Annotated in this window: 20 protein-coding genes; 10 read left to right on the forward strand and 10 right to left on the reverse strand. The window is 30.7% G+C overall.

The window, feature by feature from the left end:
• The first annotated feature begins 60 nt into the window (after positions 1–60).
• The 3 genes from coaE to SR62_RS07520 are packed head-to-tail and all read left to right on the forward strand — an operon-like array spanning position 61 to position 2,118.
• The gene (coaE, locus tag SR62_RS07510) at positions 61–666 is read left to right on the forward strand and encodes a dephospho-CoA kinase (protein WP_147502329.1); all 606 of its coding nucleotides are present in this window, start codon (positions 61–63) and stop codon (positions 664–666) included.
• Positions 663–1,412 (forward strand): diaminopimelate epimerase, encoded by a 750-nt coding sequence (dapF, locus tag SR62_RS07515; RefSeq protein ID WP_002867218.1) that lies wholly within the window; start codon positions 663–665, stop codon positions 1,410–1,412. Before coaE ends, dapF begins: the two co-directional genes overlap by 4 nt.
• On the forward strand, positions 1,387–2,118 hold the full coding sequence (locus SR62_RS07520) for a glucosaminidase domain-containing protein (protein WP_002855377.1): 732 nt from the start codon (positions 1,387–1,389) through the stop codon (positions 2,116–2,118). Before dapF ends, SR62_RS07520 begins: the two co-directional genes overlap by 26 nt.
• Here SR62_RS07520 and SR62_RS07525 read toward each other — a convergent pair.
• The 7 genes from SR62_RS07525 to tupB all read right to left on the reverse strand — a co-directional run bounded on the left by SR62_RS07525 (position 2,115) and on the right by tupB (position 9,707).
• Entirely contained in the window at positions 2,115–3,152 is a 1,038-nt protein-coding gene (locus tag SR62_RS07525; RefSeq protein WP_002867217.1) for a DUF4143 domain-containing protein, read from the reverse strand. The genes SR62_RS07520 and SR62_RS07525 overlap by 4 nt on opposite strands.
• 64 nt (positions 3,153–3,216) lie before the next feature.
• On the reverse strand, positions 3,217–3,666 hold the full coding sequence (locus tag SR62_RS07530; RefSeq protein ID WP_002892927.1) for a Dps family protein: 450 nt from the start codon (positions 3,664–3,666) through the stop codon (positions 3,217–3,219).
• A 126-nt stretch (positions 3,667–3,792) separates the two neighbouring features.
• Positions 3,793–5,013 carry a glucose-6-phosphate isomerase gene (locus tag SR62_RS07535; protein WP_002867077.1) on the reverse strand — a complete coding sequence of 407 codons (1,221 nt, stop codon included), beginning with the start codon at positions 5,011–5,013 and terminating at the stop codon, positions 3,793–3,795.
• Positions 5,007–5,831: a UTP--glucose-1-phosphate uridylyltransferase GalU gene (gene galU / locus SR62_RS07540; RefSeq protein ID WP_002871129.1), complete on the reverse strand. Its 825-nt coding sequence runs from the start codon at positions 5,829–5,831 to the stop codon at positions 5,007–5,009. The genes SR62_RS07535 and galU overlap by 7 nt, the downstream gene beginning before the upstream one ends.
• An 81-nt stretch (positions 5,832–5,912) precedes the next feature.
• Positions 5,913–7,886 (reverse strand): acetate--CoA ligase, encoded by a 1,974-nt coding sequence (gene acs / locus SR62_RS07545; protein WP_002892929.1) that lies wholly within the window; start codon positions 7,884–7,886, stop codon positions 5,913–5,915.
• 137 nt (positions 7,887–8,023) lie between these two features.
• Positions 8,024–9,019, reverse strand: coding sequence for a tungstate ABC transporter ATP-binding protein TupC (tupC, locus tag SR62_RS07550; RefSeq protein ID WP_147502330.1), 996 nt, complete (start codon positions 9,017–9,019; stop codon positions 8,024–8,026).
• A gap of 1 nt (position 9,020) precedes the next feature.
• The gene (gene tupB / locus SR62_RS07555) at positions 9,021–9,707 is read right to left on the reverse strand and encodes a tungstate ABC transporter permease TupB (protein WP_002871132.1); all 687 of its coding nucleotides are present in this window, start codon (positions 9,705–9,707) and stop codon (positions 9,021–9,023) included.
• A gap of 78 nt (positions 9,708–9,785) precedes the next feature.
• On the opposite strand from tupB, the gene tupA reads away from it, so the two are divergent.
• The 4 genes from tupA to SR62_RS07575 all read left to right on the forward strand — a co-directional run bounded on the left by tupA (position 9,786) and on the right by SR62_RS07575 (position 13,200).
• The gene (gene tupA, locus SR62_RS07560; protein WP_002851335.1) at positions 9,786–10,595 is read left to right on the forward strand and encodes a tungstate ABC transporter substrate-binding protein TupA; all 810 of its coding nucleotides are present in this window, start codon (positions 9,786–9,788) and stop codon (positions 10,593–10,595) included.
• 141 nt (positions 10,596–10,736) lie between these two features.
• Entirely contained in the window at positions 10,737–11,504 is a 768-nt protein-coding gene (locus tag SR62_RS07565) for a LamB/YcsF family protein (protein ID WP_147502331.1), read from the forward strand.
• Between the two features lie 9 nt (positions 11,505–11,513).
• The gene (pxpB, locus tag SR62_RS07570) at positions 11,514–12,254 is read left to right on the forward strand and encodes a 5-oxoprolinase subunit PxpB (protein WP_002851148.1); all 741 of its coding nucleotides are present in this window, start codon (positions 11,514–11,516) and stop codon (positions 12,252–12,254) included.
• Positions 12,235–13,200, forward strand: coding sequence for a biotin-dependent carboxyltransferase family protein (locus SR62_RS07575; protein WP_147502332.1), 966 nt, complete (start codon positions 12,235–12,237; stop codon positions 13,198–13,200). The genes pxpB and SR62_RS07575 overlap by 20 nt, the downstream gene beginning before the upstream one ends.
• Here the strand turns inward: SR62_RS07575 and SR62_RS07580 are convergent.
• Both SR62_RS07580 and SR62_RS07585 read right to left on the reverse strand, forming a co-directional pair.
• Positions 13,197–14,093 carry a DMT family transporter gene (locus SR62_RS07580; RefSeq protein ID WP_002892934.1) on the reverse strand — a complete coding sequence of 299 codons (897 nt, stop codon included), beginning with the start codon at positions 14,091–14,093 and terminating at the stop codon, positions 13,197–13,199. The two genes, SR62_RS07575 and SR62_RS07580, sit on opposite strands and share 4 nt — an antisense overlap.
• Before the next feature lie 32 nt (positions 14,094–14,125).
• On the reverse strand, positions 14,126–14,704 hold the full coding sequence (locus tag SR62_RS07585) for an NAD(P)H-dependent oxidoreductase (protein WP_002851227.1): 579 nt from the start codon (positions 14,702–14,704) through the stop codon (positions 14,126–14,128).
• A gap of 99 nt (positions 14,705–14,803) precedes the next feature.
• On the opposite strand from SR62_RS07585, the gene rrpA reads away from it, so the two are divergent.
• On the forward strand, positions 14,804–15,151 hold the full coding sequence (gene rrpA, locus SR62_RS07590) for a MarR family transcription factor RrpA (RefSeq protein ID WP_002855295.1): 348 nt from the start codon (positions 14,804–14,806) through the stop codon (positions 15,149–15,151).
• Complete coding sequence (locus SR62_RS07595; protein ID WP_002851461.1) at positions 15,139–15,588, forward strand: lipocalin family protein; 450 nt, start codon at positions 15,139–15,141, stop codon at positions 15,586–15,588. The genes rrpA and SR62_RS07595 overlap by 13 nt, the downstream gene beginning before the upstream one ends.
• 1 nt (position 15,589) lies before the next feature.
• Here the strand turns inward: SR62_RS07595 and SR62_RS07600 are convergent, their stop codons facing one another.
• A complete protein-coding gene (locus SR62_RS07600; RefSeq protein WP_002892935.1) occupies positions 15,590–16,666 on the reverse strand; it encodes an NAD(P)-dependent alcohol dehydrogenase in 1,077 nt (358 codons plus the stop codon).
• Positions 16,667–16,798: 132 nt separating this feature from the next.
• On the opposite strand from SR62_RS07600, the gene hsdR reads away from it, so the two are divergent.
• The gene (hsdR, locus tag SR62_RS07605; protein ID WP_002892936.1) at positions 16,799–19,108 is read left to right on the forward strand and encodes an EcoAI/FtnUII family type I restriction enzme subunit R; all 2,310 of its coding nucleotides are present in this window, start codon (positions 16,799–16,801) and stop codon (positions 19,106–19,108) included.
• Position 19,109 lies beyond the last annotated feature (1 nt).

Genomic DNA, 19,109 nt, shown 5'->3' on the forward strand with positions numbered 1-19,109 from the left:
TTATTTTCCTTTAAGAACTAAAAAGGTATTTTAACGAAAAAAGTTTTAATAAGGCATAAGATGAAAAATGCTTTTTTTGTAACCGCTTCAATTGCTTGTGGTAAAAGCACTTTTATAGAAATAGCGAATTCTTTAGGCTTTAAAAGCATTAGCGCAGACAAAATCGCTCATAAAATTTTAGATGAAAATGCTTTAGAACTTGAAAAGATTTTTTCTCCCTTTAGTTTAAAAAATTTACTCACAAAAGAAAAAAAAATCGATAGAAAAATCCTTGGAGAAATTGTTTTTAACAATAAAGAAGCTAAAAAAATCTTAGAAAATTTCACTCATCCTAAAATTCGAGCTAAAATTTTAGAACAAATGCAAATTCTAGATAAGGAAAATAAAGCTTTTTTTGTAGAAATTCCTCTTTTTTTTGAAAGCGGTGCTTATGAAAATTTAGGCAAAGTCATTGTAATTTACACACCTAAAGAATTAAGCCTTAAAAGAATCATGCAAAGAGATAAGCTCAGCTTAGAAGCTGCAAAAGTGAGACTTGATTCTCAAATAGATATTGAAGAAAAACTTAAAAAAGCAGATTTTATCATTAAAAATACTAATTCTTATGTCGATTTTAGGCAAGAATGTGTTAAAGTAATACAAGAAATTTCTAAAGGAAAAATGTGAAATTTTATAAATATTGTGCAAGTGGGAATGATTTTGTCATAACAAATGCTGATAGAAAAGAAGATAGAAGTGCTTTAGCTAAAGAACTTTGCAATCGTTATGAGGGCATAGGTGGGGATGGCTTTATCGTGATATTGCCTCATGAAAAATACGACTTTGAATGGGAATTTTATAATAACGATGGCTCAAGGGCTGCTATGTGTGGCAATGGCTCAAGGGCTGCGGCACATTTTGCACATCATATTAACAAAATAAATCCTAACATGAGTTTTTTAACCGGTGCAGGAATAATAAAAGCAAAGGTAAATCAAGATAAAGTTGAAGTATCTTTAGGCAAAATAAAAAGCGTGCAAAATACTTTTGAAGAATTAGGAAAAACTTGGCAACTTTGCGACACTGGAGTTCCACATCTAGTGCATTTTTGTCAAAATTTAGATGAATTTGATACAATACTTTGTCAAAAAATGAGACAAAAATATAATGCCAATGTTAATTTTGTAAAAATTTTAGATGAAAATCATTTAAAAGTTCGTACCTATGAACGCGGAGTTGAAGATGAAACCTTAGCTTGTGGCACAGGAATGGGGGCTTGTTTTTATCTGGCATTTTTAAATAAAAAAGTACAAAATAAAGTTAAAATAACTCCTAAAAGTGGTGAAGAGGTTGGGTTTACATATAAAAATGAAGAATTGTTTTTTGAAGGAAAGGTAAAGTATTGTTTTGAAGCCAATTATAATTTTTCTTAGTCTTTTTCTAATCCCACTTTTTGCTGATGATCTAAAAAATGGCTTTGGAGAGGAATATTACAAACTTGATATAGATCAAAAAAGACAAATTTTTTTTATAAAAATGAATGAAATGTTTGATCAAAGCTTTAAAAAAATTGAACAAGAAAGAGCTTTTATTGAAGCCTTTTTTAAAGATGCTTACAAAACAGGCTTTAGGACTTCAAATCAAACAAATCTTGAAAAACTTATCACGATAAAAAACAAATATCGCATTGAAAATCTTTATGATTTTGCAGAATATAAAAAACGTATTCAAAAAATTCCAAAATCCATGGGTATAGCCCAAGCTTTAGTTGAAAGTGCTACAGGTACAAGTCGCTTCGCAAGAGAAGCAAATAATCTTTTTGGAGAATGGACTTGGGGTGAGAAAGGTTTAATTCCTGATTTAAGACATCCAGATAAAAAACATAAAATTAAGATTTTTGATAGTCTGCAAGATAGTGTTTACTCTTATGTTTTAAATTTAAATCGTCATTTTGCTTATGAAAAGTTTCGCGATGCAAGAGCTAAATTTGCAAGCGAAGGCAAAGAGATAACAGGACTAGAGGCTATTAAAACTTTAGATTCTTATTCTGAACGCAAGGGATATTATATCAATCTTATTACAAAAATCATCAAACGATACAACCTTGAAAAATACGATACAAACTCAAATAACACCTAAAATCCAAGTGAAAATTTATCAAAAGATATGACTTCAAATTTAACCCCTTGCTCAAAAAAACTATCCTCGCTTGAAAGAGTGATAAAAATCACATGAAAAATTCCAAGTTCTAAAGCCTTTGGTAAAATTTTCTTAGTACGTAATTTAATCAAATCAATATCTAAAGTTGGACTTGAAATATAAGCAATTTTAGATATTTGGCTATAAAAGTTAAAGTATTTGTTATAAAAAAAATCTTCTTTAAATTTAAACAACTCGCTTAAAACTAAATTTTCAAATAAATGCGAAAAATCCTTTGAAATACAAAGATTATTTCTTAGGCCAAAATCTTTAAAATAAATCTTTTGAAGTTTTTTTTCATCATGTTTTAAAGTATAGATCACATAAGTATTTTCTAATTTTTTTATAGCTTGATAAACACTATCTTTTGAAGTTTTTAATCTTTTTTTAAGTTCTATAAATATCTTAGAAATACTGATTTGCTGACCCAAATTTAAAGCTAAATACTTTAAAATTTCTAATTCTAAAAGAGTAAAGCTTTGTCTTAGAAGTATGTTTTTTTCTCCAAATTTACTGCGTCCACTTTGTAAAAAAAGACCTACTAAATTATTTATAGGTAAATTTTTCTTACTTACACTAATAAATTCTTCAAAATCAAAATAATCAAGTTCAAGCTCTTCAAACCCATTTATATTTAAATCTTTTATATTTGTACTTAAGATGATGGGAATTTTAATTTTTTCTAAATTAGGGATAAAATCCAAATTATAAAGGCAAAGAATTTTAATTTGTAAATTTTCATTCAGAAAATCAGCAAGTCTTTCTAAACTTTGTTTTTCAAAGCGTGTATCATATAAATCTAAAAACAAAATTTCACTTGCTTTAAATTGAGATAAAAAATTAAAAATAAGTGTTTTTTTACCACAAAATCGTGGGCCTTTTATGATAATATTTGGTTTTGAAATTTGATTTTTTCTTTCATAACTTACTTCAAATTTAGGGTGGTTTTCATAAAAAAAATTAAGTACTTTCAATTTTATCCTTTAAAAAAGGATATTATAACCTAGTTTGTATAATTGGGGCATAAAGCCCCTTAAATTACATTTTGCAAGCACCTTGTAAAGTAGCGCCTATCATCCAAAGACTTTTTTCATATTTTGCGATATTTTCTTGCGCAAAAGCAGCTGTTGTGGTATCACTTTCTTTTTCTGCTGCTTCATTGAGTTTTTTAAATTCTGCTAAAAGATATTCATAATCTTGTTTGATCAGTTCTATGACTTCAATCGGAGTAAAGCAATCTTTTGCAACTTTTGGACTTTTTGCATTTTCCATTAAAACTTTTTGGCAAGTGATAGCTTTTTCGCCAAGTTGTAAAACTCTTTCAGCACAACTATCAAAAAGTTCTGCCATTTCTTCATAAGCTTTTTCTGTGTACTCGTGTATAGAAAAAAATTGCAAACCTTTTACATTCCAGTGATAATTATGAAATTTAACCCATAGATGATGAGCATCTGCTTGCATTTGTAATAATTGTTTTGTAACTGACATGATTGACTCCTTTTTTTAATTTTTAAAATTATAACATAAAATTCTTAAATAATAATTATTATTAATTAAAAATTTTTATTATAATTTTAACTTAAAATCATTATACTCTTTTTTAATGAATTTTGATTAAGAATTTAATATATTTTTTAAGATCAACTTTCCAACTTCCACACCAGGTTGATCATAGGTGTTAATCCCTAACATAACACCGCAAGTTGAAGTAAAAAGTTCATAATAATACATCAAATATCCCGCATGCCAAGCGTCAAGTTTTTCAAGTTCTATCACATCAACACTCAAATTTTCAGCGATTAAAGCGTGCATAGTTGCATCACATTGAGCGTTTAAAAGTTCGTGAAGATTGACTTTATTACTTAAAGAATCTAAAAATTTAAAATGAATATCAGGGATAATAGGTGCTTTTTGAGCGTCTTTGATTTTTAAAAAAGTTACAGTTTTATTTTTAGGTCCATCCATGATGAGTTGTAAAAAACTATGTTGATCTCTTGCTCCAATGAGTGCAATAGGAGTTAAACCTATGCGTTTATAGCCTTGCTTTTTACCTAAACTTTCAGCAATAAGCTGGATATACCATTCATTAAAGCCTTTAAAAGCATCGCTATATGAAAAAAGTACATTGATATTGGCATTTTTGTGCGTGCAATAATGATAGGCTTTTTGTAAAATTTCATCTTTTTTGTGAGTAAAAAAATCTTCAAAACAAGCTTTAGCTCCTTCTAAAAGAGCTTTGGCATTATAGCCACAAAAACAAAGCGGAACTATACCTACAGCTGAAAGTATGCTAAAACGACCTCCTACATTTGCAGGGATAAAAAAGCATTTAATACCTAAATTTTCACCTTCTTGATGAAGTTTTGAATCCTTATCGGTAATAAAAACAAAGTATTTTTTTAATTCTTGCATATCAAGTTTAAAATGTTCAATAAGAAGTTTAAAAAGCGATACAACTTCTATAGTGCTACCTGTTTTACTGATGATTAAAAACAAACTTTCTTCAAGCTTGATTTTTTCTAAAGTCTTATTAAAAGAATGTGAACTTGTGTTATCGAGTATAAAAAGTTCTCTTTGATTACTTTTTTCATTAAAAAGCATATCACGCAAGGCTTTTACACCGCAACTTGAACCACCCATTCCCACTAAAACAATATTTTTTATGTGTTCTTTGTCTTTGATAAAAGCCAAACTCTCATCAATCAGGCTTAAGCTCGTGTCAATAAGATGATAATACCCTATATCTCCACTTTTTACCTCATCATTAATACGATTTGCATAAGAGCTTATAGTGTGAATTTCACTTTGTTTAAAAAAAAGTGTATTGTTTAACATTTACTTTTCTCGTAAAAATAATTTGTAGCCTCTACAAAGCCTTCTACACTTCCACAATCAAAGCGTTTTCCTTGAAATTTATAAGCTAAAACCATACCATTGGTTGCTTGAGTTAAAAGCGCGTCGGTAAGTTGAATTTCGCCATTTTTTCCTGCTTTAGTATTTTCTAAAATTCCAAAAATATCAGGAGTTAAAATATATCTTCCTATGATAGCAAGATTACTTGGAGCTTCATCAGGACTTGGTTTTTCTATCATAGAATTAACCATGATAAGATTTTCTTCTACAAAATTTCCAGAAATTACTCCATAGTTTGAAACTTGTTCTTTTGGTACTTCCATCACAGCTATGATGGTGCAGCGATATTTTTCATAAATTTTTACCATTTGAGCCATAACATTTAAGCCTTCTTCATTGACACACAAATCATCAGCCAAAATTACGCCAAAAGCTTCATCGCCAACCAAAGGTTTACCTTTTAAAACCGCATCACCTAAGCCTTTCATTTGATTTTGTCTTGTAAAAGTAAAGGTGCAACGATTGATCAAAGAGCGAATTTCATCAAGTAAGTATTCTTTTTTTGTACCTGAAATTTGATGCTCAAGTTCATAAGAAATATCAAAATAATCCTCCAAAGCTCTTTTTCCACGCCCTGTGACAAAGCCCATATTTTCCATTCCTGCTTCCAAAGCTTCATCAACCCCATAATGAATCAAAGGCTTAGTTAAGATAGGCAACATCTCTTTAGGTAAAGTTTTTGTTGCAGGTAAAAATCTTGTCCCATAACCTGCCGCAGGGAAAATACAAGTTTGAAGCATAAAAATTTCCTTTTATTTTTTTATCATTATAGCTTATTTTTATGAATTTTCATGCAACAAGGCAAAGTTCTTTTTGCCTTGTTATTCAAACTCTGCCTTAGCTAATTTAACAATGATTTCTACTACTCCAGAATCTTCGAGTGTTGAAATATCCTGTTTGATTTCTTCACCTCTTGCTATAGTTCTTAAAATTCTTCTCATTATTTTACCACTTCTAGTTTTTGGCAAACCTGGAGTATAAAGAATTTTTTCTATTTTAGCTATAGGTCCTATTTCTACTCTTAAAATGTCATTAAGTTCTTTTAAAGTTTCTATAGCTCCGCCAAGATCACAACTGGATGCAGGACTTAAAACCACAAAAGCAAACAATGACTCACCCTTAATCGCATCCAAAATACTCACTACAGCTGATTCTGCTACACTTGGATGTTTAGCAATAGCGCTTTCAATTTCAGCCGTTCCTATACGATGTCCTGCAACATTAACCACATCATCTGTTCTTCCTGTGATAGTTATATAACCATTTTTATCATAAAAAGCACCATCGCCACTAAAATATACAGCTTTTCCATCTTTTTTAGCTTGAGAAAAATAACTTTCTATATAGCGTTCATCATTACCCCAAATTCCACGAATCATCGAAGGCCAAGGTTTGGTTATACAAAGCAATCCATCTTCACCTTCATCTTTTTTATTGCCTTCTTCATCAATAACTTCTGCAAAAATTCCTGGCAAAGGCAAGGTAGCACAACCTGGTTTTAAAGGAGTAGCGCCTGGTAAAGGCGTGATCATATGCCCACCTGTTTCTGTTTGCCACCAAGTATCGACTATAGGACTTTTAGTTTCCCCTATTTCATCATAAAACCACTTCCAAGCACTAGGATTGATAGGCTCTCCAACCGTTCCAAGCACTTCAAGCGTACTTAAATCATATTTTCTTGGCTCATCAGGTGCATCAGCATGAAGCATTCTTATGGCAGTTGGCGAAGTGTAGAATTTGCTTATTTGATACTCTTCTATCATTCTCCACCAACGCCCAGAATTTGGATAAGTAGGAGTTCCTTCATGCATTATAGTCGTTGCTCCACATGCTAAAGGCCCATAAACTACATAAGTATGTCCTGTAATCCAACCCACATCAGCACTACACCAATAATTATCATAATCTTTAATATCAAAAACCCATTCCATAGTCATTTGTGCCCAAAGTATATATCCTGCACTTGCATGCATAACTCCTTTTGGCTTGCCCGTTGATCCTGAAGTGTAAAGCAAAAACAACAAATCCTCGCTATCCATAATTTCGGGTTCACACTTATAAGATTCATTTTTCACAAGTTCGTTATAAACATAGTCCCTTCCTTTAATATATTCTATAGGCTCATTATTGCGTATAACTATAAGTACTTTTTCTACACTTTCACACCCTTCACTTAAAGCCTTATCTACTGCAGGTTTTAACATATAAGGTTTGCCACGACGAAAAGCACCATCAGCCGTTACTACAAGTTTAGCTCCTGCATCTATAATTCTATCTCTTAAGGCTTCAGGAGAAAACCCTCCAAATACCACACTATGAATAGCCCCAATCCTTGCACAAGCTAACATTACTATAGCTGTTTCTGGAATCATAGGCATATAAATTACAACCCTATCGCCTTTTTTTACTCCGAATTTTTTAAGCAAATTGGCCGTCTTGCAAGTTGCATGCAATAATCTTCTATAAGTATAAACTTCATAATCCCCCATTTCACCTTCAAAAATCAAAGCAGCTTTATTGCGTCTTGTTTTCATATGACGATCAAGACATTGATAACTTACATTTAAAGTTCCACCTTCAAACCATTTATAAAATGGAGCTTTATCCTCATTTAACACTCTTGAAAAAGGCGAAAACCACTCGATCTTCTCAAGTGCTTGTCTTTTCCAAAAACCTTCAAAATCTTCCTTGGCTTCATCGCATAAATCATAGTATTCACATAAATTTTTTATACGAGCATTACGAGAAAATTCTTTACTTGGCTTAAAAAGCTCTTGATTATTTTGATTAAGCATAAAAACTCCTTTATGGTTATTTTTAAACATTATATAAGAGTTTATTTGTATTAAATACAAATTTAAAAAATAATTAAGATAAATTTTATAAAAAATGGGAATATTTGTAATATTTTATTTAAAATTTATAATGTATGTTAATTTAAGAAACATATTGCATCTTCATAAAAATAAAGACTGAGTTCTTCGTATAATTTTAAATCGAATTTTAAAAATTCTTGTTTTTCTAAGGCAAATTCTAAAATTTTATCCATACAACTTACCCTTATAAAAACATCACTTTTCCTGCTTCTAAGTGCTATAATATAACATTTTTCTAAAATAAACTCATAATTATTTTTTGGGATATTTTTAGAATTAAAAAAAGAAATTTTATAAGGATCAATAGCAATTTTACTTGGAGGTTTTTTAAAATCTTTATATTTTTTACAATTACTAAAATCTATAAAATTACAAAATTTCACACCTTGATTTTCTAGTTCAAAAACATTAGTATTTTCAAATTCTAAAATTTCTCCACTGTGTAAATAAAGTTTTTTTTGAGCCAAAGAATCTAAAAAATGTTTATCATGGCTTGCGATTAAAAAACCTGTATTGAAATTTTCATGCATTTTAAGAATAGCTTTTTTAAATAAAAGCGTAGTATTTTTATCCAAAAAAGCACTCGGTTCATCAAGTAAATAATACCTCGCTCTTACGCTTAAAGCTATGGCAAAAGCTATTTTTTGACTTTGTCCTGATGAAAGTTCATTAGGATATTTACTTAAAAGACTTTCATCTAAATTTAAACGCATTAAACTTTCTTTTATGCGCTCTTCAATGTCTTCTTTAATCCCATAAGTTTTTAAGGTAAATAAAAAATTTGCCCTTACACTACGATTTAACAAAATAGGCTCTGGAAAAAGCAAATAAATTTCACGCTTTTGTTTATTATTAAGTTTAAAATTTCCAAAATAAGAAATATTTTTTGAAAAATCTCCTTCTAAAAATTTTAATATTCTTAAAAATGTAGATTTTCCACTTCCATTCGCTCCCATTAAGATGCTAATTTTACTCGTATCAATTTTTAAATTTTTGATTTTTAAAACTTCTTTGTTTTGATAGTTGAAAAAAAGATTAGAAATTTCTATCATTTTATGTTCTTTTGAGTTTGTGTGTGATGAAATTTAAACAAAAGGCAATGAGAATTAAAACCAAAGCCAAAGCTATACCGCTAGCAAATTCGCCTTTGTTGGTTTCAAGTGAAATAGCTGTGGTTATGGTTCTAGTGTCGTATTTGATATTTCCACCCACTATCATCGCTACTCCTACTTCTGCTACAATGCGTCCATAAGCTAGCGCAACGACGCTAATCAAAGCAAAGCGTAATTCATAAATCATCATTAAAACAAGTTTTAAAGGACTTAGGTGAAAAGATTTTATAAGTAAAAAATGTTTTTTATTCATATTTTCTATCAAATTTGAAAAAAGTGCGATCACTATAGGAAGTGCTAAGATAAACTGCCCTAAAATTAAAGCCTTTATAGTAAAAAGCAGTCCAAATTCTCCCAAAGGTCCTCGACTTGAAATCAGTGCATAAAGTATAAGTCCTACTGCAACTGTTGGAAAAGAAAGGCTAGTATCTATGATAAGTTTTATAAAGCGTTTGAATTTAAAATCAAAAAAGCCTAAGATAAATCCCAAAGGAAAACCTATAAGCAAAGCTAAAACTATAGAAATACTTGAGCTTAAAAGTGTAGTTTTTATAGCTGAAATTACGCTTTCATCGGCATTGAAAAGTAAAAATAAAGCTTGTTTAAAACCATCAAAAATATAATCCAAAAATATCCTTTTTAAAATAAGTAATTTTAGCATAATTATGCTAAAATATTTTTTTATGTAAATTTATAAGGAGAAAAAATGAAAAAAATCATTTCTTTAGCCCTTGCTTTAGCTTTAAGTGCAAGTGCAGCAGAACTTAAAATGGCAACCACAACAAGCACTGACAATACAGGACTTTTAGATGCTCTAAAGCCTCTTTATGAAAAAGAAAGTGGCAATACTTTAAAATGGGTTGCGGTAGGAACAGGTGCGGCTTTAAAAATGGGTGAAGATTGCAATGCTGATGTGCTTTTTGTGCATTCTCCAAAGGCTGAAAAAGAATTTATGAAAAAAGGCTTTGGTGTAGATAGAACTCCTGTGATGTATAATGATTTTATCATCATCGCAGATAAATCTTTAGCTTCTAAATTTAAAGGTAAAAATTTAAAAGAAAGCTTAGAACTTATCAAAAATGAAAAGCTTACTTTCATCTCAAGAGGCGATAAATCAGGCACTGACAATAAAGAAAAAAGTCTTTGGAAAAATCTTGGCGGTGTTCCTGAAAAGCAAAGCTGGTATCAACAAAGCGGACAAGGTATGTTAGCAAGCATTAAAATCGCTGAAGAAAAAAAAGGTGTGATTTTAACCGATCGTGGTACTTATATCAAATATGAAGCCAATGAAAAAGGCAAACCAAACTTAGTCATTGTAAATGAAGGCGATGATAGTCTTAAAAATTTTTATTCTGTTATAGCGACAAATCCTAAGCATTGTAAAAATGTAAATTATACAGAAGCTAGTAAATTTATCAAATGGGTAACAAGTGATAAGACTTTAAATTTCATTGCTGATTTTAAACTTCTTAATAAACCTTTATTTGTAATTGATGCAAAAACAAGAAAAGACTAAAAATTAAGCAGGTTTTAACCTGCTTAAAATATCATTTTTTACTTATTGTAACTTTTTTATTTATTTTTCAAAACTTTTAGCTTATTTAAAATTCTTCTTTAGATATAATAAAATCAATAATTAAATATACAAGGTCAAATAATGTTCAAAGTGGATTTAAATAGTGATTTAGGGGAAAGTTTTGGCGCCTATAAAATGGGAATGGATGAAGAAATTTTAAAATTTGTAAGTTCAGTAAATGTCGCTTGTGGCTTTCATGCGGGTGATCCTTGTGTGATGGATGAAACCTTAAATTTAGCCAAGCAAAATGGTGTTTGCATAGGAGCACATCCATCTTATCCTGATCTTTTGGGTTTTGGAAGACGCAATATGCAAATAAGCTTTGAAGAGGCTAAAAACTATGCCTTGTATCAACTAGGAGCTTTATTTGGCTTTGCTAAGGCAAAAGGTATGAAAATACAGCATTTTAAAGCCCATGGGGCGCTTTATAATATGGCAGCTATTGATGAAAATTTAGCCTTAGCACTTTGTGAGGCAGTGGCGAGTTTTGATGAAAATATTATTTTTCTAGGGCTTAGTAATTCTGCTATGAATGAAGCAGCTAAGAAAAAGGGTTTAAGATATGCTAATGAAGTTTTTGCAGATCGTGCCTATAATAATGATGGCACTTTAGTTTCAAGAAAATTAGAAGGGGCGTTAATACACGATGAAAATTTAGCTATCAAACGCGTGATAAAAATGATAAAAGAAAGCAAAGTTACAAGCATAAATGGCAAAGAAATTGATTTAAAAGCCGATAGTATTTGTGTTCATGGGGATAATGCAAAAGCTTTAGAATTTGTTAAAAAAATCAAAGAAAATTTAAAAAAAGAGCAAATTCAAATTTGTGCTTTGGAAAATTTTATATAAGTTTTAGCAATGTTTAGTGTGCATTTTAGTGGAAGTAAAGCTTTGCTTTTGCGTTTTGAGCAAGAAATTTCACCTCAAATCAATGCCTATGTTTTAAGCACAGAACAAAGGATACAAAAAGCCCTAAAAGAAGGTGAAATTTATGGGATTGATGAGTTGGTAAGTGCTTATGCAAGCTTGCTTATATATTTTAATCCTTGCGTGCTTTCTTTAAATTCCTTGCTTGATTTTTTGGAAAAAATTAAAAAGGATATTAAACTTGCAGAACAAAACTCAAGTCTTTGTATAGAAGTTCCACTTTGTTATGATGAAGAATTTGGGCTGGATTTAGAATTTGTGTGCAAACACAATCAAATTTCAAAAGAAGAGCTTATATCTCTTCACACTAAACCTTATTATCTTGTTTTTATGCTAGGTTTTATGGCAGGTTTTCCTTATCTTGGAGGTTTAGATGAAAGACTTTTTACCCCACGCCTTTCAAGCCCTAGAGCAAAAATAGAAGCTGGAAGTGTAGGTATAGCCGATAAACAAACAGGAGTTTATCCCATATCAAGTCCAGGGGGTTGGCAAATCATTGCTAGAACACCTTTGGAATTTTTTGATAAAGAAGATGAAAAAAATCCCACTCTTTTAAAAGCGGGTATGTTTTTAAAATTTAAAGCCATTTCAAAAGATGAATTTTTCGATATCCAAGAGCAAGTTGCTAAAAAAGTCTATCAAAAGGAAATTTATGAGTATAAAAATCATTGAAGCATCTATAAATTCAAGTTTGCAAGACTTTGGTAGAAAAAAATTTGCTAAATTTGGCATAGCAAGAAGTGGAGCTATGGATGAAGATGCTTTAAGAATGGCAAATATCTTACTTGGAAACAAACAAGATGAAGCAGGAATTGAGCTTTGTTTAAAGGGTGGAAAATATAAATTTTTAGATGAGAATTATTTTGTTTTAAGTGGGGCTGAATTTGAAGCAAAGCTTGATAATCAAAAAATCAAAACTTGCAAGGTGTATAAAGCAAATAAAGGCGATATTTTAGAACTCGGTTTAGCAAAAATAGGTTTTCGTGGATATTTATGTATAGCAGGTGGTTTTGAAGTAAAAAGTTTTTTAAACTCTAAATCCAGCGATGCTAAAATGGGAGTTGGAATTTTTGAAGGAAGGGTTTTACAAAAAGATGATATTTTAAAAACTAATGATACTTTTATACCTTTTAATTTAGAAGCTAGAGAATGTGAAAATCCTATTTTTAAAAGCTCTAAAGAGCCTATTATACGCGTTATTTTAGGAACAAATGAAGATGCTTTTACTCAAAAAGGCATAGATACTTTTTTAAATACTAGCTATAAAGTAGGTTTAAAAAGCGATAGAATGGCAATTTATGCAGAATCTATCGAAAGTATAGAGCATAAAAACTCAGCAGATATTATCTCAGATCCTGCAGTTTTTGGAAGTATACAAGTACCAAAAAGTGGTATTCCTATCATTTTAATGGCAGCAAGACAAAGTACAGGAGGCTATACAAAAATAGCCACGGTTATAGAAAATGATCTAAGCTTACTCGCACAAGCTAAGTTAGGTTCTAGCTTTAAATTTCAAAGCATTAGCATGCAAGAAGCCTTAGAGCTTTATAAACAAAGAGAAATAAAATTTAAAGCCATGGATCAAAAAATCAATCTTGATTTTGAAAATTTGATCTAAGCTTTTTTGCCATAAATATTGATAAAATATATAGCACCTATAGCCAAGGCACAACCTAACAAGGTAAGTGCATTTGGCACCTCATCTAGTATAAAATAACTACAAATTAAAGCACTAGCAGGAGTGATTAAAACAAAAGAATTTGCCTTAACGCTCCCTAAAATGTGAATCCCATAATAATAAATACTAGTACCTATAATAGTTGATAAAAAAGCCACGACAAACATACTAATCCAAAATTTAAATTCAAAATGAAAAATTTCATAACTTTTTACATCAAACAATACCCAAGAAAACATTAAAACAGAAATGAGATTAATATAAAAGTTAATCGCCAAAGGGTGAGCTCCTTTGGCTTTATGATTAAACACTGCTATCAAAGCCCAAATAAAAGAACAAGTTAAAAATAAAATATTAAATTTGCCAAATAAATCTTCTAAACTCCCTAAATTTAACAAACAAAATCCAGATAATAAACCTAAAAATAAGCCTAGAATTTCACTCTTTGTGATCTTGTGAGTTGATTTTTTATCTTTTTGAAATAATATCGCTATCATAAATATCAAATAAGAAAAAATAGGAATCATAGTGGTTACTAAAACTCCTCCTTTGCCTGCCAAGCCGTGCTTTATAGCAATAAAAAATACAAAGGCATAAAGCCCATTTAAAACTCCTGCTATCAATACCCATTTTAAGGCAGTTTTTTCGATTTTAAGAGGAATTTTTAAGAAGTTTAAAACAAAAAATGAACCCAATACAACAAAGAAAAAACGCCAAAAGGTAATAATAGAAGTATCCGTATAATTTGCTAAAATCTTAGATGTTGGCCAAGATGAGCCCCATAAAAACATAGCAATAACAAGCAAGATATACAAATACTTTGTTCGAGTCAATGTTACACCTTGAAATTTTTAAGTCAAATTTTTTAAAAAATTTTTTTCAAGTGTAGTTCATACTCGTTTAGATATTTTTCCACTTGAGGATTTTTTACCACATCATTACACATAAAAGTTGGTAAAGCTTTCATACCTATAAATTCATGAGCCTTATGCAAATGCCAATACACCATATCTACACCCTTTCCTTCAAAAAATTCATTTTTATCATTAAAGGCTTCAAGAGGTGCATTCCAAGTGAGAGAAAACATGTATTTTTTACCATGATCTAAACCACCTTTTCCGTAGTTTTTACTAGGATTTTCATGAGTTCTTCCATCATTTTTAAAAAGCACTCCAGCACCCAAACCAAACACTTCATCGATATATTTTTTAACTATCCAAGGCTCCCCCATCCACCAAGCTGGCATTTGATAGATCACAGCATCAGCTTTTATAAATTTTTGTATCTCTTCTTTAGGATCATATCCTTGATCTATGTGAGTTTGATCTACCTCGTATCCTAGTGTTTTTAAAATTTCTAAAGCATGATTATGCAATGTCAAATTAAGTTGTCCTTTTGAATTTCCAAATTCTTTAGCACCATTAAGCAAGAGTATATTTTTCATTTTTATCCTTTTTTAAATTTTATGATACAATTATAACTTAGCATAATATCATTTTCAATACAGAAAATAAAGTAATATACTATACTAAAGGAATGTTAAATGACTAAAGAGAATTCTCCGTGCAATTTCGAAGAATGTGGATTTAACTATACTCTAGCATTAATTAATGGAAAATATAAAATGAGTATTTTATACTGCTTATTTCGCTATGAAATCGTGCGTTATAATGAACTCAAACGCTTTTTAAGCTCCATATCTTTTAAAACTTTAACCAATACCTTAAGAGAACTAGAAAACGATGGTTTAATTATCAGAAAAGAATACGCTCAAATTCCACCCAAGGTAGAATATAGCTTATCCAAACGTGGACAAAGTTTAATTCCCATTTTACAAGCTATGAGCAAATGGGGCAAGAAAGACAAAAAAGGGAAAAAATGCTTGAATTAATTGGCGAACTTTCTTTGCAAAATTATATGGGAGAATGGCTTGAAATAGCTAGAAAACCGGCCTTTTTTCAAAAATCTTGCCTAAATTCAAAGGCAAAATACGAGCTTAAATACAAAAATGGCATTCCTTATGTAGAAATTGAGAATTTTTGCAGTAAAAAAAATGAAATTTCAAGTATAAAGGGTAAGGCAAAAATCGTTTCAAATAGGCAATTAGCAGTGAGATTTAACATCTTTATGAACCTTTTTAATAAAGTAAATTATGAAATCATTTTTGTTGATAGCGAGTATAAAGTTGCCATTGTGGGTAGTCCTGATAAAAAATATCTTTGGATTTTAGCAAGAAATATAATAGATGAAAAAAATATAAAAGAGCTTTTAAACATCGCTAAGCAAAGGGGATTTGACATTAGCGATGTGGTTTTTGATAAGTATTAAATTATTCTTTTGTCATATCAATGACATAGCGAAATTTAGCCTTTCCTGAGGTTAGATTTTCATAAGCTTTATCGATTTCTTGTGGGGTAATAAGCTCGGTTTCTGGATAAATTCCGTGTTTTAAAGAAAAATCAAGCATTTCTTGAGTTTCAGCAATACCGCCAATTAGCGAGCCATAAACCTTTTTACCTGCCTTATGTACAAGCTCGTTTATGCCTATATTTACCTTATCTTCCACAGGTGGTAAGCCAACTATAGCCATTTCGCCACCAAATTTAAGTAAATCCAAATAAATTGCAGGATTATAAGGCGTTGGAATGGTTGAGATGATTAAATCAAAGCGTTCTTTTACGGCGTTTTTATCAGTGCTTGTGTAAAATGAGCTTACACCCATAGCTAAAGCATCGGCTTTTTTGTTTTCATTTCTAGCAAAAACGCTAACCTTTGCACCCATTTTAATAGCGTATTTTACAGCCATCATACCAAGTCCGCCAAAGCCTGCTATAGCAACGCTTGAGCCTTCTTTTATCTTAGAAAATTTTAAAGGCGAGTAAGTGGTAATGCCCGCACAAAGCAAAGGCGCAACCTTATGCATAGGTGCATTTTTTGGCACACAAATGGCAAATTTTTCACTTACAACTATGTTGTTTGAGTAGCCCCCATAAGTGTTTTCATTGCCGTGAAATACATCGCAACTATTGTAAGTAAAGATGGTTTTGCCATTTTCGCAAAACTGCTCTTGTGAGCGTTTGCAAGCATCGCACTCACCGCATGAATTTACCATACAACCAACCCCTGCGTAATCTCCTACTTTAAATTTACTCACATTTTTACCCACAGCGATAACTTCTCCTGCTATCTCATGCCCAGGCACGCAAGGATAAGTAGCTTCTCCCCACTCGCTTCTTGCGGTGTGAATATCGCTATGACAAATGCCTGCATATAGGATTTTAATCAAAATATCATTATCGCTAATAGCGTGGCGGCTAAATTCAAAGGGTGTGAATTTCGCATCCTTGCTAAGCATTGCATAGCCTTTACTTGCGATGCGATTATTTTCTAAAATTTTGTATTGCATTTTTGCTCCTTTTTTTGATTTTTTATAATTATAAAACATTAGAGTAGCTATAAGTCAAGAGTGAAAATAATTTTTTTAAAAAACTAGTATAAATGCTATAATTATAAAATTTAATTTCACTTTGGGGTAAAAATGCAAAATTTGTATTCAGAAGATGATACTAGAGTAAAATTTATAGATGCAAAGCTTTATAATAGTTCTTGGTATGAAGAAAATATAAAGAGAAATTATTATTTTACAGATGGTAGAAAGCTTTTAGGTGGTAAAAGAGCACAAAGAAAATTTGCAGATTATTTGCTTAGATATGAAGGAAACAACCTTGCTATAATAGAAGCTAAAAAATTTAGTAAAGATCCTTTAGATGGTTTATCTCAAGGCATAGAATATGCAAAAATTTTAAATGTGCCTTTTGTATATAGTAGCAATGGAGAAAAAATTTATGAATACGATATAAGAAGTCATAGTGGTAAATATATAGATAAATTCCCAAGTCCTAAAGAGCTTTTTGATAGGATTTATGGCAATGTCAAAGAATGGCAATACAGGCTTTTAACCCAAAATGTTATGTATATTCCGCAAAAAGAATTAAGATATTATCAAAAAATAGCCATAGATAAAGTCATAGAAGCCATTATAAATAACAAAAATAGAATTTTACTCACTCTTGCTACAGGTACAGGAAAAACAACCATAGCTTTTAATTTATGCTATCGTTTGTTAGAGGCAAGATGGAATAAAGAAAACAAAGATCAAAAGCCTAAAATACTATTTTTATGTGATAGAGTGAGCTTAAGAGATCAAGCCTTAGGAGAATTTAATCCTATAGAAAGTGATTGTAAGGCAATTAGTGCTGAAGAAATAAAGAAAAATGATGGAAAAATCATAACAAATGCAAATATTTTCTTTGGAATTTATCAAAGCTTAGCCGCAAATTCAAAAGAACAAGAAAACATCCAAGAAGAACAAGAGAGCAAATTTTATCTTCAATACCCAAAAGATTTTTTTGATCTTATCATCATAGATGAGTGCCACAGAGGTGGAGCAAACGAAGAAGGAAGCTGGAGAGCTGTGCTTGAGTATTTTTCTTATGCGACTCAGCTTGGTTTAACCGCTACTCCAAAAAAAGAAGAAAATATAGACACTTATGAGTATTTTGGTGAGAGTGTTTATGATTATAGTCTTAAAAGTGGTATTGAAGATGGATTTTTAACCCCTTATAAAGTCAAACTCATAAAAACAACTTTGAGTGATGGTTATACTTACAATCCTGATGATTTGATACAAGGTGAGCTTGAAAAAGGCTTTTATAAACAAAGTGAGTTTGAAAGAAATATCTTTTTACCAAACTATAATGACTTTATCGCTAAGAAAATTTTAGAGCTTATAAATCCTATGGATAAAACCATAATTTTTTGTGTAAATCAAGCTCATGCAAATGAAGTAAAAAGAGCTATAGATAAATATAAAAGTGTTAAAAGAGATGATTATTGTGTAAGAGTTACGAGTGATGAAGGTAAAATAGGGCTTGATTATCTAAAATTGTTTCAAGATAATGATAAAAGCTATCCTGTCATACTTACTAGCTCTAAAATGCTCACAACTGGAGTGGATGCAAAAAATGTGCGAAATATAGTATTGCTAGCAAATATAGGTTCTATGGTGGAATTTAAGCAAATTATCGGGCGTGGCACTAGGGTTTATGAAGGCAAAGATTTTTTTACCATACTTGATTTTGTCGGTGCGACTAAGCTTTTTTATGATCCAAAATGGGATGGTGAAAAAATAGAAGAATTAAAAGAGCAAGATGAAAAAGAAAAAATCACTAAAGAGCATATAAAACAAACAAAAGAAGAAAGCAAAGAAAAAAAGAGCGTAACCATACACTTAAAAGGCACAAAACTTAAGGTTTTAGATATCACAACTACTTATGTAGGAGCACAAGGTAAGCCACTTAGCACTAAGGAGTTTTTGGAATTTTTGATAGGAAAGCTTGGTGAGTATTATGATGATGAAGCAAAATTGCGTGAAATTTGGAGTGATCAAAAAAATAGAGAAAGATTTTTAAAAGCCCTTGCAAATGATGGAGTAGATGAAGATGCTTTAAAAGATCTAAGAGAAATTTTTCAAAAAGATTGTGATATATACGATGTTTTAGCGCATTTAAGCTTTAATGCCGAGATAAAAACAAGGCAAGAGCGTGTTTTGCAAGTAGAAAATGGTGAGTTTTTGAGACGCTTTCAAAAAGAAAAAGCCATAAAATTCATAGAATTTTTACTAAATAGATATCAAGAATATGGCATAAAAGACTTTGATGATGGCTTAAAACCGCTTATAGAGCTTAGTTCTTTAGGCAATGTAAGAGAATTGGCCGATGAATTTGGCGGCTTAGAAATTCTAAAACAAAGTTTTGATGATTTACAAAGAGAGATTTATTTAAATTAAA

The organism is Campylobacter sp. 2014D-0258 (assembly GCF_008000495.1).
Classification (GTDB): Bacteria; Campylobacterota; Campylobacteria; order Campylobacterales; family Campylobacteraceae; genus Campylobacter_D; species Campylobacter_D jejuni.